The 13,056-nt window shown below is 62.2% G+C and carries 14 protein-coding genes; 13 read left to right on the top strand and 1 reads right to left on the bottom strand.

Annotation, left to right across the window (positions count from 1 at the left end; all coding sequences use genetic code 11):
* Window positions 1-25: 25 nt before the first annotated feature.
* Genes I2G20_RS02345 through I2G20_RS02305 form a run of 9 tightly spaced genes read left to right on the top strand, consistent with a single transcriptional unit; the run spans window position 26 to window position 6,845 of the window.
* A complete protein-coding gene (locus I2G20_RS02345) occupies window positions 26-1,270 on the top strand; it encodes a Na(+)-translocating NADH-quinone reductase subunit A (RefSeq protein WP_196258057.1) in 1,245 nt (414 codons plus the stop codon).
* Window positions 1,267-2,052: an RnfABCDGE type electron transport complex subunit D gene (locus tag I2G20_RS02340; RefSeq protein WP_196258056.1), complete on the top strand. Its 786-nt coding sequence runs from the start codon at window positions 1,267-1,269 to the stop codon at window positions 2,050-2,052. The genes I2G20_RS02345 and I2G20_RS02340 overlap by 4 nt, the downstream gene beginning before the upstream one ends.
* A complete protein-coding gene (gene nqrC / locus I2G20_RS02335) occupies window positions 2,045-2,854 on the top strand; it encodes an NADH:ubiquinone reductase (Na(+)-transporting) subunit C (RefSeq protein WP_196258055.1) in 810 nt (269 codons plus the stop codon). Before I2G20_RS02340 ends, nqrC begins: the two co-directional genes overlap by 8 nt.
* Window positions 2,851-3,507, top strand: coding sequence for an NADH:ubiquinone reductase (Na(+)-transporting) subunit D (locus tag I2G20_RS02330; protein ID WP_196258054.1), 657 nt, complete (start codon window positions 2,851-2,853; stop codon window positions 3,505-3,507). Before nqrC ends, I2G20_RS02330 begins: the two co-directional genes overlap by 4 nt.
* Entirely contained in the window at window positions 3,504-4,103 is a 600-nt protein-coding gene (gene nqrE, locus I2G20_RS02325; RefSeq protein ID WP_196258053.1) for an NADH:ubiquinone reductase (Na(+)-transporting) subunit E, read from the top strand. The genes I2G20_RS02330 and nqrE overlap by 4 nt, the downstream gene beginning before the upstream one ends.
* Complete coding sequence (gene nqrF, locus I2G20_RS02320) at window positions 4,100-5,320, top strand: NADH:ubiquinone reductase (Na(+)-transporting) subunit F (RefSeq protein WP_196258052.1); 1,221 nt, start codon at window positions 4,100-4,102, stop codon at window positions 5,318-5,320. Before nqrE ends, nqrF begins: the two co-directional genes overlap by 4 nt.
* Before the next feature lie 2 nt (window positions 5,321-5,322).
* Entirely contained in the window at window positions 5,323-6,270 is a 948-nt protein-coding gene (locus I2G20_RS02315; protein WP_196258051.1) for an FAD:protein FMN transferase, read from the top strand.
* A 9-nt stretch (window positions 6,271-6,279) separates the two neighbouring features.
* Window positions 6,280-6,453 carry a (Na+)-NQR maturation NqrM gene (nqrM, locus tag I2G20_RS02310; protein ID WP_196258050.1) on the top strand — a complete coding sequence of 58 codons (174 nt, stop codon included), beginning with the start codon at window positions 6,280-6,282 and terminating at the stop codon, window positions 6,451-6,453.
* Complete coding sequence (locus I2G20_RS02305) at window positions 6,450-6,845, top strand: CBS domain-containing protein (RefSeq protein ID WP_196258049.1); 396 nt, start codon at window positions 6,450-6,452, stop codon at window positions 6,843-6,845. The genes nqrM and I2G20_RS02305 overlap by 4 nt, the downstream gene beginning before the upstream one ends.
* On the opposite strand, the gene I2G20_RS02300 is transcribed toward I2G20_RS02305, so the two are convergent.
* Window positions 6,842-7,396, bottom strand: a complete 555-nt coding sequence (locus tag I2G20_RS02300; protein WP_196258048.1) for a helix-turn-helix transcriptional regulator — start codon at window positions 7,394-7,396, stop codon at window positions 6,842-6,844. The genes I2G20_RS02305 and I2G20_RS02300 overlap by 4 nt on opposite strands.
* A gap of 68 nt (window positions 7,397-7,464) precedes the next feature.
* Here I2G20_RS02300 and I2G20_RS02295 point away from each other — a divergent pair, with 68 nt between their 5' ends.
* The 4 genes from I2G20_RS02295 to I2G20_RS02280 all read left to right on the top strand — a co-directional run bounded on the left by I2G20_RS02295 (window position 7,465) and on the right by I2G20_RS02280 (window position 13,045).
* Window positions 7,465-8,643 carry an acetyl-CoA C-acetyltransferase gene (locus I2G20_RS02295; protein ID WP_196258047.1) on the top strand — a complete coding sequence of 393 codons (1,179 nt, stop codon included), beginning with the start codon at window positions 7,465-7,467 and terminating at the stop codon, window positions 8,641-8,643.
* Window positions 8,644-10,587, top strand: a complete 1,944-nt coding sequence (locus tag I2G20_RS02290) for an acetoacetate--CoA ligase (protein ID WP_196258046.1) — start codon at window positions 8,644-8,646, stop codon at window positions 10,585-10,587. It begins immediately after the preceding gene.
* A gap of 37 nt (window positions 10,588-10,624) precedes the next feature.
* Window positions 10,625-12,049: a sigma-54 interaction domain-containing protein gene (locus I2G20_RS02285; RefSeq protein ID WP_196258045.1), complete on the top strand. Its 1,425-nt coding sequence runs from the start codon at window positions 10,625-10,627 to the stop codon at window positions 12,047-12,049.
* A gap of 204 nt (window positions 12,050-12,253) precedes the next feature.
* Complete coding sequence (locus tag I2G20_RS02280; RefSeq protein ID WP_196258044.1) at window positions 12,254-13,045, top strand: 3-hydroxybutyrate dehydrogenase; 792 nt, start codon at window positions 12,254-12,256, stop codon at window positions 13,043-13,045.
* Window positions 13,046-13,056 lie beyond the last annotated feature (11 nt).

Genomic DNA, 13,056 nt, shown 5'->3' with positions numbered 1-13,056 from the left:
TTGGCATCATTTCCGATGAGGCGACATGAAACTCCATTTCAGCCGCGGACTGTCGATACCATCAGGTGCCAAGCCTGTTGCGATGGTTTCTGAAATGTCGCGACCGGTCCAGGCTGCCATCCTTGCGTCCGATTTTCCTTCCATTCGGTGGCAAGCGCAGATCCCGGAGGGGCAGGTCGTTGCGCGAGGGGAAGCCCTGGTTAGGGATCGCAAGTGTCCCGATATCGTCCTTACCTCACCGATCAGCGGGCGCGTTTCCGAAATTGCCATTGGCGCACGGCGGCGCTTGCAGTGGGTCACGATCGAGCCCGAGGGGGACGAGCGGCTCGACTTTGGTCCGGTGGATGGCGCCAGCCCGGAGGGTTTGCGCGCGCTTATGTTGCGGGCGGGTCTCTGGCCGGCCTTGCGTACACGCCCCTTTGATCGGATCCCAGACCCTGCGGCCGAGGCGAGCGCGGTGTTCGTCACCGCAGTAGATACCAATCCCAATGCTGCCGATCCTCTTCTGATACTGGCCGGTCGCGAAGACGAATTTTCGCGCGGTGTGCGCGCGATGGAGTTGTTGACACAAGGTCCGGTATACGTGTGTCAGCCTGCCGGTGCCCGGCTCTTTGAACCATCGGGGAGGATTGTTGCGGTCGATGTGAGCGGTCCGCATCCGGCCGGGTTGCCGGGCAGCCATATTGCGCGGCTTCATCCAGCGACCATCGAGAAGCCGGTGTGGCACATCAACTATCAGGACGTTATCGCTTTGGGGGGGCTACTCGCAACCGGTGAGATGGAAACCTTCCGGGTGATCGCGGCAAGCGGACCGGGAATGCGCAATCCACGTTATCTCCGGGTTCCGCTCGGCGTCGATCTCCATGCGCTCCTTCGGAATGAACTCACTCCCGGTCAGAAAATTATTCTCTCAGGTTCGGCGCTATCGGGTTGGGAAAGCCGATTCCTCTGTCGTCATCACCTGCAGGCTAGCGTGCTTGAGGCGCCCCGGCCCAAGCGGAGCCACTGGTTCCTGGCGGCGCTCGCGCGTGCGGCAAAACCGGCCGCCTTCATCCCTACGCAGGCGCTCGAGCAGGCGCTTGGGCCGGACCTTCCCGTCGTTCCTTTGCTGCGTTCCCTTTCAGTTGGGAATATCGAAGCGGCCGAAAAGCTCGGCGGCCTCGGACTAAGCGAAGAGGACATGGCACTGGCCACCTATGTCACGGGGGCGGAGATCGACTTTGGCAAGAAGCTGCGGGCGGTCCTTAATGAACTGGAGGAGGGAGCATGATCGCCGGGGTCTGGCAGCGCGACACGATAGGCTGGGTGATACTCGCGGCGACGCTGCCGGTGGCCGGCGCCGCCTTTATTGAGCTCGGCCCCGCGGCGCTATGGCGGGGCGGATTGGTGCTCGCTGTCATCCTCGTGTGGCAGATCGTGTTCCTTTTCACGCGCGCCCAGCCGCTCACGCCGATCGCCTTCGTCACAGCGCTTTCGGTCGCGCTTCTGGCGCCCGGTCTGCAGGATCCCTGGCAATTGGCATTGGCGGTGTCGTTCGGGGTGGTAATCGGTGAGCAGGTGTTCGGTGGCTGGGGCCGGAACGTCATAAGTGCCGGCGTGGCAACGCTTGCCTTTATCTATTTCGGCTTCCCCGAAACTCTGCATGCGGGGACGGGGCCGCTTGTCGCCGCCGCGGTGCTGCCCGGCGGCCTGATGCTGATCGTTACGGGGATCGTTTCCTGGCAGGTGATCGTGTCGGCGGTCCTCGGTCTTTCGGCGGTCAGCCTCGCACTCGGCGAGGATCCGTTGGCGTTCGCTGTGCAGGGCAGCCTCGTATTCGGGCTGATCTATCTCGTTGGCGATCCGGTCGCGTCGGCCGCCACGCGGGGCGGGCGATGGGTCTATGGCGCGCTTGCCGGTGCACTGACAGCGTTGTTCGGCTGGGTCGATATCGGAATCGATATGCCACAGGCGATCGTCTTTGCGGCGCTGCTGGCCTCTCTTTTCGCTCCCCTGATCGATGCCGGAGCGGTCGCTGTGCAAACCGCATCATGGAGACGTCGCAATGGTTGATCTCAACCCGTTTTCGCTCTGGCGCCGCCTTCTGGCCCTGCCCAACGAGAGCCAAACCAAGACGATCGCCGTCGCCTTCATCGTGGCGACCGTCTGTTCGGTGCTGGTGTCGTCCGCTGCGGTGCTTCTTGCACCGATGCAAGAAGCCAATCGCGCCGCCGAGCGTCAGGCGCGACTCGATGCGATGATCGCCTCCATGCCCGCCATGGCCGAAATCCTGGAGGCTTCGGGCGTCGACACACTCGAAACCGTTGTGGTCGATCTGCGTTCGGGCGAAGTAACCGATATCGATCCGGGGACGTTCGACGCCCGTGCCGCGGCGACCGATCCTGCCATGTCCAGCGAAATCCCACGTGAACTCGATGTCGCCGGTCTGGGGCGGCGGGCCGATTTCGCCCCGATCAATATTCTACGCGAAGGCGATGTAGTGCGGCTTGTCATTCTGCCCATTTCTGCCTCGGGCTATCAGTCCACCATCTACGCAAACATCGCGCTCGAAGACGATTTCAACACGGTCGCAGCGCTTTCGATTGTCGAGCAGGGCGAAACCCCCGGATTGGGCTCGCGGATCGAAGAACCGGCATGGCAGGCGCTTTGGCCGGGCAAGCAGATCGCAGACGAGTCCGGCTCGATCCGCCTGTCGGTTGTGCGCGGCCGCGCGTCCAATGCATTCGAGGTCGACGGCATCACCGGCGCGACGCGCACAGGATCTGCCGTCAGTGCAGCGGTGCATTTCTGGCTCGGGGAATACGGGTTCGGACCGGTGCTCGCGCGATTGCGCGAAGGGACGTTCGCGCCATGAAGACTCTTCGCCATCTTTATGGGCCGATTATCGACAACAACCCGATAACCCTGCAGATCCTGGGCATCTGCTCGGCGCTGGCGGTGACCACCTCGATGACCACGGCGCTGGTGATGTGTATGGCGCTGACGGGCGTTCTGGTCATGGCCAGCGCGGTCATCAGCACCATCCGCCGGCACATTCCTGGCTCGATCCGCCTCATTATCCAGATCACCATCATCGCCTCGCTGGTAATCGTCATCGACCAGGTTATTCAGGCCTACGCGTTCGATATCAGCCAGCGACTCTCGATCTTCGTCGGGTTGATCGTCACAAATTGCCTTGTTCTGGGCCGTGCCGAAGCCTTTGCTATGCACAACCCTGTCGGGCCATCGATGCTCGATGGCCTCGGTAACGGGCTCGGCTATTCGCTGATCCTCCTGATTGTTGCATTTGTCCGCGAGTTGTTCGGCGCGGGCACCCTGTTCGGACGGATGGTGCTGCCCACAATCTACGAAGGCGGGTGGTATACGCCGCTCAATCTCATGCTGCTCGCACCCAGCGCGTTCATCGTCCTCGGCCTCCTGGTTTGGGCCGTTCGGTCGCTGCGCCCGGCGCAGATCGAGCAGGCCGACTACGAGATCGATGCCGACAAGGAGCGGCAGGGGCCATGATGGATCTGTTCCTGCGCTCGGTTTTTGCCGAAAACCTGATCCTCAGCTACTTCCTCGGTGTCTGCACTTTCCTTGCCGTCTCGAAACGACTCGATACGGCGGTTGGTCTGGGGATCGCGCTGATCGTCGTCCAGACAGTCACGGTCCCGATCAACCATCTGATCCTTGCCCATCTGCTCGCGCCGGGGGCATGGGGGTGGATTGGCCTCGGAAACGTCGATCTCACCTTTCTCGCCCTTATCGCCTTTATCGGTGTCATCGCCGCCGTCGTGCAGGTGCTTGAGATGTTTCTCGACAGATATGTTCCCGCGCTTTACCGGGCGTTGGGGATCTATCTCCCGCTCATTACCGTCAACTGCGCCATTCTTGGCGGTAGCCTCTTTATGGAAGAGCGCAATTATACGTTTGCCGAAAGCGTCGTCTTCGGGCTCGGCAGTGGCGTGGGTTGGGCGCTAGCCATCATGGGGCTGGCGGCCATCCGCGAGCGGCTCAACTATGCCGATATCCCGGACGGGCTGCGCGGGCTCGGGATAGCCTTCATCGCCACCGGTCTGCTCTCGATGGGCTTTACCGCGTTCGCAGGGGTGCGGTTATGATCGAGATCGTCCTGGGCAGCGCGCTGATCGTTGTTCTGATCCTCTTGCTCTCCGCCATCGTCATGGCGGCGCGGTCGGTGCTTTCCCCGTCGCGGCCCGTGGAAATCACGGTCAACGGTACGACGACAGCCCGTGGCTTGACAGGCGCCAAATTGCTGCAGACGCTCAACGATGCCGGGATAGCGGTGCCTTCGGCCTGCGCGGGAGCGGGCACCTGCGGGCTATGCAAGGTCAGGGTCATGAACGGCGGCGGAGAGGTTTTGCCCACGGAGGCCGCGCGTCTCTCCCGCGGGGACCTGCGCGAGGGGCAACGGCTTGCCTGCCAGGTTGTTATTCGTGGACCGGTAGCGGTGTCGGTGCCCGACGACATTCTGGCCGCCGAAAGCTGGTCCTCGCGCGTAGTGTCCAATGAAATGGTCGCGCCGCTGATCAAAGAACTGGTTCTCGAAGTCCCCGAGGGGGTGAATTTCGAGTTCCATGCCGGTGGCTACGTCCAGATCGAGGCCCCGCCCTACGAGTTGGCGTTCGGGGACATCGCCGTCGATCCACGGCACGAGGCGGTCTGGCAAAGCATGAGTTGGCGCGGGATCCGCGCGATCAGCACAGAAAACACCCACCGCGCTTATTCGGTCGCCAGCCGACCGGAAGACACGGGACGGATTGTGCTCAATATCCGGCTCGCAGTTCCACCTCCGGGCCGGGAGCAGGAGGTGCCGCCGGGAATCGTTTCCTCTTATCTTTTCGCGCTCGAACCCGGCAACGAACTGGCGGTGTCGGGTCCTTTCGGGGAATTCCGCGTTCAAGATACGGAGCGAGAGATGCTGTTCATCGGTGGTGGGGTCGGTATGGCGCCGTTACGTGCGATGATCCACGAGCAGTTGGGCAAAGGCACCGGGCGCAAGATTTCGTTCTGGTACGGCGCCCGCAGCGGGGCGGACATCTTCTACAAGGAAGAATTCGATGCCCTCGCCGAACGGTATGCGAACTTTTCCTGGACCGTCGCACTCTCCGAGCCGATGCCGGAGGACAACTGGGATGGGCCGCAGGGCTTCATCCATGAGGTTGTCCTTGCCAATTACCTCAAGGACCATCCGGCACCCGAGGACTGTGAATACTATCTGTGCGGGCCACCGCTGATGATCCAGGCCGTGCTGGCGATGCTGGACGGCTGCGGAGTGGAGCCAGGTTCGATCTTCAACGACGATTTCGGGATATGACCATGCTGACGCGACGCCAATTCATTCATCTGACCGGTGCGGGACTGACAGCCGCTGCGTTCCCCGCATGGGCGCGGGAATTGGTGACAACCGGTGGCGATGCCTTTGGCTCCTATTGGCGGCTTACAATGCCGCGTGGCGCAGACGTGCCACGCGCAATGGCAGAGGTCATCGAGATGATCGACGGTGTCTTCTCGCCTTACCGGACCGACAGTGACCTTTCGCGGGTCAACCGTTCGCAGGATACCGATTGGCAACCGGTTCCGCCCGAGATGGCGCGACTGCTGCTAAAGGCCGCCGATATGGCGCGCGGGAGCGAGGGCGCATTCGATCCGACTGTCGGGCCGCTTGTCGCTCGGTATGGCTTCGGGCCGATCGCGGGCGGCGAGGGCCGGTTTGCCGGGATAGATGTTGCCGAAGGGGCTATGCGGAAGATAGCGCCGGATCTGACGCTCGATTTGTGCGGCGTCGCCAAGGGACGGGCGCTCGATCTGATGTGCGAGGCGCTTGAGGCGGCGGGCATTGAGGATTTCCTGCTCGATCTCGGCGGTGAGGTTGCGGCGCGAGGGCTCAACCCCGCCGGACGGTCCTGGCAGGTTGGGGTCGATGTTCCGGGATATCCGATGACGTTCGGGATCATGCTGGAAGGGGGAGCGGTGGCAACCTCGGGCAGCCTCTCCAATGGCTACAGGATCGGTGACCGGCTCTTTAGCCATATTATCGATCCATCTTCACGCGAGCCGGTGGAAACACTCGTGAGGAGCGTTTCAGTTCTGGCTCCGACAGCGGAGATCGCGGATGCATGGGCGACGGCCCTGATGGCGGTGCCGATGGAAAAGGCGCTCGATATGGCCGAAGCCAACGCGCTCGACGCGTTGATATTATTTGATGACGGTGGGGCATTACGGCCCGTCGCCACTGGAGCAATGCCCGGCGTGATGCTGGGCTAGACGGCGATCATGGAAACCATCGTATTGTCATTGCTGATCGTAGGGCTGGCCGTGCTGGGGCTTGCGACGGGCGTGGTTTTTGGCCGTCAGCCGATCAAAGGGAGTTGTGGTGGGCTCGCCTGCATCAAGAAGCTCGATTGCGAGGATTGCCCGCACAGGCTTGCCGAGGGAGATAGGCAATGAGTGCGCCGCAAACCATTGCCGACTACATGGTCACCGAACTTGTGTCGCTGCCGATCGATCTCGAGATCAACCGGGCGGTGGCACTGCTTCTCGATAAGCGCATTCCCGGAGCGCCGGTGGTAGACGAGACGGGAAATCTCACCGGCATTCTCACCAAGAAAGATTGCTTCAAAGCCGCGCTTAGCGCCAGTTACTACAAGCAATGGGGTGGAACGGTCGGGCGCTACATGACGCGCGAAGTTCAGACGCTCGCAGCGGGCACTGATATCGTATCCGCGGCGGAAGCCTTTCTGGCGTCGCCCTACCGCCTCTTCCCGGTGATGGAGAATGGGCGGCTGGTCGGGGTGTTGAGCCGTTCGGATTTGCTCCACGCCTTCCGCGATATCGCCTAGGCCGTCGAGAACCAGGCGACGAGTTCGGCGGCATTCCGAAGGCCGAGTGACCTCGTCAGGCGGTAACGATGGGTTTCGACGCTGCGTGGCGAAAGGCCCAATTCGGCCGCGATGGCGGCATTGGTCTTGCCTTGGGCGACGAGGGCCACGATCTGGCGCTGGCGGTCGGTCAGGGTGGCGGGCCCTCCGCTGACCGGGCGGGGTAGGACGTCGAAGCAGTAGATCGCCTCGGAGAATGGGTCGGCTTCGATCATTGAGCGGCCTCGGACGCGGCACCAGAACAGGGTGCCGTCGCGTCTGCGCATGATGCGCTCGTCTTGGTAGCTGCGCCCGCCCGCGAAATTGGTACGCCAGAGGTCGCCGACCATCACGAAATCCGACAGGCGCGGGTAAAGCAGGTTGAAGCTCTTGTTGCGGAGATCGTCGGGCTCATAACCGAACAATTGCGCGAACGCGGCGTTGACCTCACGGATGATGCGGTGGGTCGCATAGACGAGAGGTACAGGTAGAGCTTCGAGGGCAAATTCGCGATGGGGACCGGATGCATCCATGACGTATAAATACGTCTACACGGTCCATCCGTGCAAGCGGTACAAATTGCCAATGGAGGAGGATCGCGATGACGGACAAGGATGTCTTCATTGTCAGCGCAAAGCGCACGCCGATCGGCGTCGTCAATGGCGCGTTGGCGACACTCCACGCGCATGAACTTGGCGCTCTTGCCATAAGAGGGGCGCTTGACTTGGCCGGTATACCTCCTGCTGTGGTGGATGAGACGATCATGGGGCAGGTGCTGTCGGCTGGAGCGGGCATGAACCCCGCGCGGCAGGCGGCACGCCAGGCGGGTATCCCAGATGCCTCGACGGCCTTTCTCGTCAACCAGGTCTGCGGATCGGGACTTCGCGCGGTGGCGCTCGGCTATCAGCAGATCGCTTGCGGCGATGCCGCGGTGATTGTGGCCGGGGGGCAGGAGTCTATGAGCCTTGCACCGCATGTGGCCAGCCTGCGTACGGGCAAGAAGCTCGGCAATATCGAACTTGTCGATACCGTCATGCGCGATGGGCTCACGGATGCTTTTTACGGATATCCGATGGGCGTGACGGCTGAAAACATTGTCCGCCAGTGTGGCCTCACACGCGAAAGCCTGGATCAGTTTGCACTGCGCTCGCAGCAGCGGGCATCGGCGGCAGCGCGAGCGGGGAGGTTCTCCAGCGAAGTCGTGTCCGTAACGGTTGCCGGGCGCAAGGGCGAGACCATCGTCACGGAAGACGAGTTCATCCGGCACGATGCGACGCTCGAGAGCATGGCGAAACTGCGTCCCGCCTTCGAGGAAAACGGGACGGTGACGGCCGCCAACGCGTCGGGTGTCAACGATGGTGCCGCGGCTCTGGTCTTGATGTCGGGTGCAGCGCTCAAGGCCAACGGATGCGCCCCGATGGCCCGGATCGTGAGTTGGGCGACGGCGGGGCTCGATCCGCAGGTGATGGGGCTGGGCCCGATCCCGGCCTCGCGCAAGGCGCTCGAAAAGGCCGGGTGGACAGTGGGAGATGTCGATCTCTGGGAAGCCAACGAGGCTTTTGCGGCGCAAAGTCTAGCCGTCGCCGGTGAATTGGAGATCGACCCCGGAAAGGTCAACGTCAATGGTGGTGCGATTGCCCTGGGGCATCCGATCGGGGCTTCGGGTGCGCGCGTGCTGGTTACGCTCATCCACGAGATGGTCCGGCGCGACGTGCGGCGGGGCGTTGCTACCCTTTGCATCGGCGGGGGCATGGGTATCGCCATGTGCGTGGAGCGTTAGATGGAAAGCGATATCCTCTGGACGCCGCCTGAGGCGCGCAAGCGTGACTCCGCCATGTGGCGCCTTTCCGAGCGCGCCGCCCGTCTCCATGGCGGTGCAGCGGGTGATTATGCCGCGTTGCTCGAGTGGTCAATCCGAGACCCGGAAGGCTTTTACGAGGCGCTGTGGGACGAGTTGGGCATCGTCGGGGAGAAGGGCGAGGCCGCTTTTGCCCCCGGGCAAACGATAAGGGATGCGAAGTTCTATCCCGGTGCGCGGCTAAATTATGCCGAGAACATGTTGGCCAGGCGCGACGGAACGCTGGCGGTCGTCGCTCATCGGGACGATGGCGAGCGGCGAGAGATCACGCGGACTGCGCTCTACGATCTCGTTTCGCGGATGGTGCAGGCGCTGCGGTCCGAGGGCGTGGGCGAGGGCGATCGGGTCGCCGCCATCGTCACGCACGATATCGAAGCCATTGCCGGCTATCTCGCGGCCTCGGCCATCGGCGCTATATGGGCTTCGTGTTCGCCCGATTTCGGCCCGGCGGGGGCGAGTGACCGGTTGTGTCAGATCGATCCGACGGTGCTGCTCGCGGTTCCGGGTTACGGCTATGCGGGCAAAAGGATCAATGTCGCTCCGTCGATCCGCGCCGTGGCCGAGGGGGCTCGTCTCAGACGCATCGTCCTCCTCGGGGAGGAGGTTTCTCAAGCACTGGGCGATCTGCCTTGCGTGACATTGGACAACTGGATCGCACCGTTCGAACCGGCCGAAATCGACTTTAACCGGATGCCGTTCGAGGCACCGCTGGCGATCCTTTTTTCCTCCGGCACCACGGGTAAACCCAAGTGCATTACCCATTCGGCCGCTGGACTGCTGATTCAGCATCTGAAGGAACTCGTCCTGCAATGCGATATCAAGCCGGGCGAAAAATTCTTCTATTTCACCACCTGTGGGTGGATGATGTGGAACTGGCAGGTTTCGGGGCTGGCCACGGGGGCAACGCTCGTCACCTATGACGGCAATCCGTTCTATCCCGAACCGGCGCGGCTCATCGACCTGATCGATAGCGAAGAGATCACCATATTCGGCACCAGCGCGAAATATATCGATGCCTGCCTCAAGGCGGGACTAAAGCCGCGCGAAACGCACCGGCTCGACCGGCTCAAGCTGATCCTTTCGACCGGCTCGCCGCTCATTCCTTCGAGCTTCGATTATATCCACCGAGAGTGGAAGGCCGATGTGCATCTGGCCTCGATTTCGGGCGGGACCGATATCTGCGGATGTTTCCTCGGGGGAAACCCCTTGTCGCCCGTCCGGCGCGGGGAATTGCAGGGGGCAATGCTCGGGATGGACGTCGATACGCTTGATGACGAGGGCAATCCGGTCTCGGGCGTCCCGGGCGAATTCGTTTGCCGGAACGCCCACCCTTCCATGCCGGTCAGGTTCTGGGGCGACCTCGAAGGCTCGCGCTACCGGGAAGCCTATTTCGAGCGTTTTCCTGGTATCTGGGCGCATGGCGACTATGTGGAAAAACGCCCCTCCGGCGGCTACGTCATTCATGGCCGCTCGGATACCACGCTCAACCCCGGCGGGGTGCGGATCGGCACAGCGGAAATCTACCGGCAGGTCGAAACGATATTTCAAATCGAGGAAGCGATTGCGGTCGGGCAGGATATCGAAGGGGATCAGCGGGTGATCCTGTTCGTCAAGATGCGCGGCGACGCCATGCTGGACGAGGAGACCGAAAAACTGATCCGCACGAGGATACGTTCGGGTGCCACGCCCCGGCACGTCCCCGCCAAAATCATCGCTATCGGCGCAATCCCGCGGACCCGTTCGGGCAAGATCTCCGAGATCGCGGTGCGCGACGTGATCCACGGGCGATCGATCAAGAACACAACGGCCTTGTCCAATCCCGAGGCTCTGGAACTCTACAGGGACCTGCCGCAGTTGCGAGAGTGAGCGGGGAGGATTAGGCTTCTCCATAAGGAGTGTCCGCATGATCGAGCAGACAAATCCCATTGGTGCCACTCCCCCCAGGCTGGTCGAAGCGGCCATGGGGGTATTCGGGCTGCTGCGGGAATACTTCGAGGGCGCCATCATGGTGGATGCGCAGGCGCGCATCTCATGGATCGACCGGCGCTATCGCACGCTTCTGGGCCTGCCCAGGGACTTCAATCCCATTGGGCGGCCCGTAGAGGAAATTCTGCCCAATTCCATGTTGCGGAAAGTTGTCGAGACCGGTCGGCCGATCCTGCTCGACATCATGCTGATCGCCGACCGCCAGCTTGTCGTGTGCCGCATACCGCTCAAGGACGAGGATGGGGTCGTGCAGGGGGCCATTGGGTTCGTCTTTTACGACAATGTGGACTATCTCGAGCCCATTCTCAAAAAGCTCGAGGCATTGCAAAAGCAGCTCAGCCGCGCACAAGCGGCATTGAGCCGGGAGCGGCAAACCAAGTATTCGCTGTCCAATTTTGTCGGGGTGAGCGAAATGGTGACCGAGCTCAAGAGCCAGATTCGCCGCTTCGCCCTGCGCGACGGGCCGGCCCTCCTTCTGGGGGAAACCGGAACCGGCAAGGAATTGCTCGCCCACGCCATCCATCAGGCGTCTGACCGGGCGGAGGGGCCGTTCGTTGCCGTCAACATGGCAGCGGTGCCTGAAGCGTTGCTGGAATCGGAATTTTTCGGGGTGGCACCGGGCGCTTACACCGGTGCCGACCGGAAATTGCGCAAAGGCAAGTTCGAGCTTGCGCATGGCGGGACGCTGTTTCTCGACGAGATCGGCGACATGCCGCTTTCGATCCAGGCAAAGCTGCTGCGCGTATTGCAGGAGGGTGAGATCGAAGCGCTCGGATCGAACGCGCTGCGGAAGGTGGACGTGCGGATTATCGCCGCCACCTCGCAGAACATCGAGCGGATGGTGGCCGAGCGCGCTTTCCGCGCTGATCTTTATTACCGGATAGCCGTCCTCACGATCAATGTTCCTGCATTGCGGGACAGGGTCGAGGATATCGGGCCGATCTGCGAACGCCTGCTCGAAACAATACCCCCGGCGGGAGAATTGCCTGGCTGGGTGCTTGAGCCCGAAGCGGTGAGTTTGCTCGAGCGCTATGATTGGCCGGGCAATGTGCGCGAGTTGCGCAATGTGCTCGAACGCGCTGCGGCCATAGCGCCCAGCGAGGTTCTGGATGCCGCCGTCATCGTCAAGGCGATGCCCGCTCTGCGGGAAATGGTCGGGGATGCACCGGCTCCTGTCGCGGACAGCGGCGCGCTTGCCGAGACGCTTGCACGCGCCGAGCGCGAGGCGCTGCTCGACGCATTGCGGCGGGCCGACGGGCAAAAGGCGGTCGCCGCACGCCTGCTGGGCGTCTCCCGCAGTCAGTTTTACGAAAAGCTCAAGCGGCACGATCTCGGCGTCTAGGGAATCCGGATAATCGGATTGTTGTGTCCGGGTCTACGGACGCATTGGCGCAAGAGCCTTTCGCACGTTGGAGGCCGTGTTTGGCAAGGCCTTGGAAGGCTTTACCAATTTTATTTTTCTGCGATCTGGCACGCAACTTGAAACAATGTCTTCAACGACAGCCGGCACGCAACTGATGCCGGGGTAAAAAAGGGTGGAGACAGGGTGTCTGACGACGTCGCAGGGAAAGTTGCGCTTGTTACGGGTTCAACCTCCGGCATTGGGTTAGCGATTGCCTGCAGGCTGGCGCGTGCGGGGTTTCAGGTCGCCGCGCACGGGCTCGAAAGCGCGGCCGATGCGCAGGAGGCGCTCGATCGGATCGGCGCCGAAGGTGGTCCTGCTCCGGTTTACTTTCATGCCGACCTTTCGCGCTCCGAGGAAAGTCACGACCTGACAAAGGCGGTCATCGATCGGTTCGGCCGGATCGACATCCTCGTAAACAATGCCGGCATACAGAAGGTCGCGGCCATCGACAATTTTGCCCAGGAGGACTGGGACAGGATTATCGCTGTCAGCCTAGACAGCGCATTTCAAACCATCCGGACCGCTCTGCCCGGGATGAAGAAGAGAGGCTGGGGGCGGATCGTCAATATCGCTTCGGCGCATGGATTGCGCGCTTCTCCGTTCAAGTCTGCTTATGTGGCGACCAAGCATGCGGTCGTGGGACTTACAAAGACGGTGGCGCTTGAGGTCGCCGAGGCCGGCATTACCTGCAACGCGATCTGCCCCGGCTATGTCTGGACGCCGCTTGTTGCCGCGCAGGTCGCCGATCAGGCTCGTGTGCATGGGATGAGCGAGGAGGACGTGGTGCGCAAGGTCATGCTCGCTCCACAGCCGACCCGGAAGTTCGTGCAACCCGAGGAGGTGGCCGAACTTGCGCACTACCTGACGCAGGAGCTTGCGCGGTCCATTACAGGCGCAGCGCTTTCGATAGACGGGGGGTGGACCGCCAAGTGAGGCGTCCGCCG

It is taken from the genome of Pelagibacterium limicola (genome assembly GCF_015694405.1).
GTDB classification, from domain to species: Bacteria; Pseudomonadota; Alphaproteobacteria; order Rhizobiales; family Devosiaceae; genus Pelagibacterium; species Pelagibacterium limicola.
This window is presented reverse-complemented; position numbering and strand designations above follow the sequence as displayed.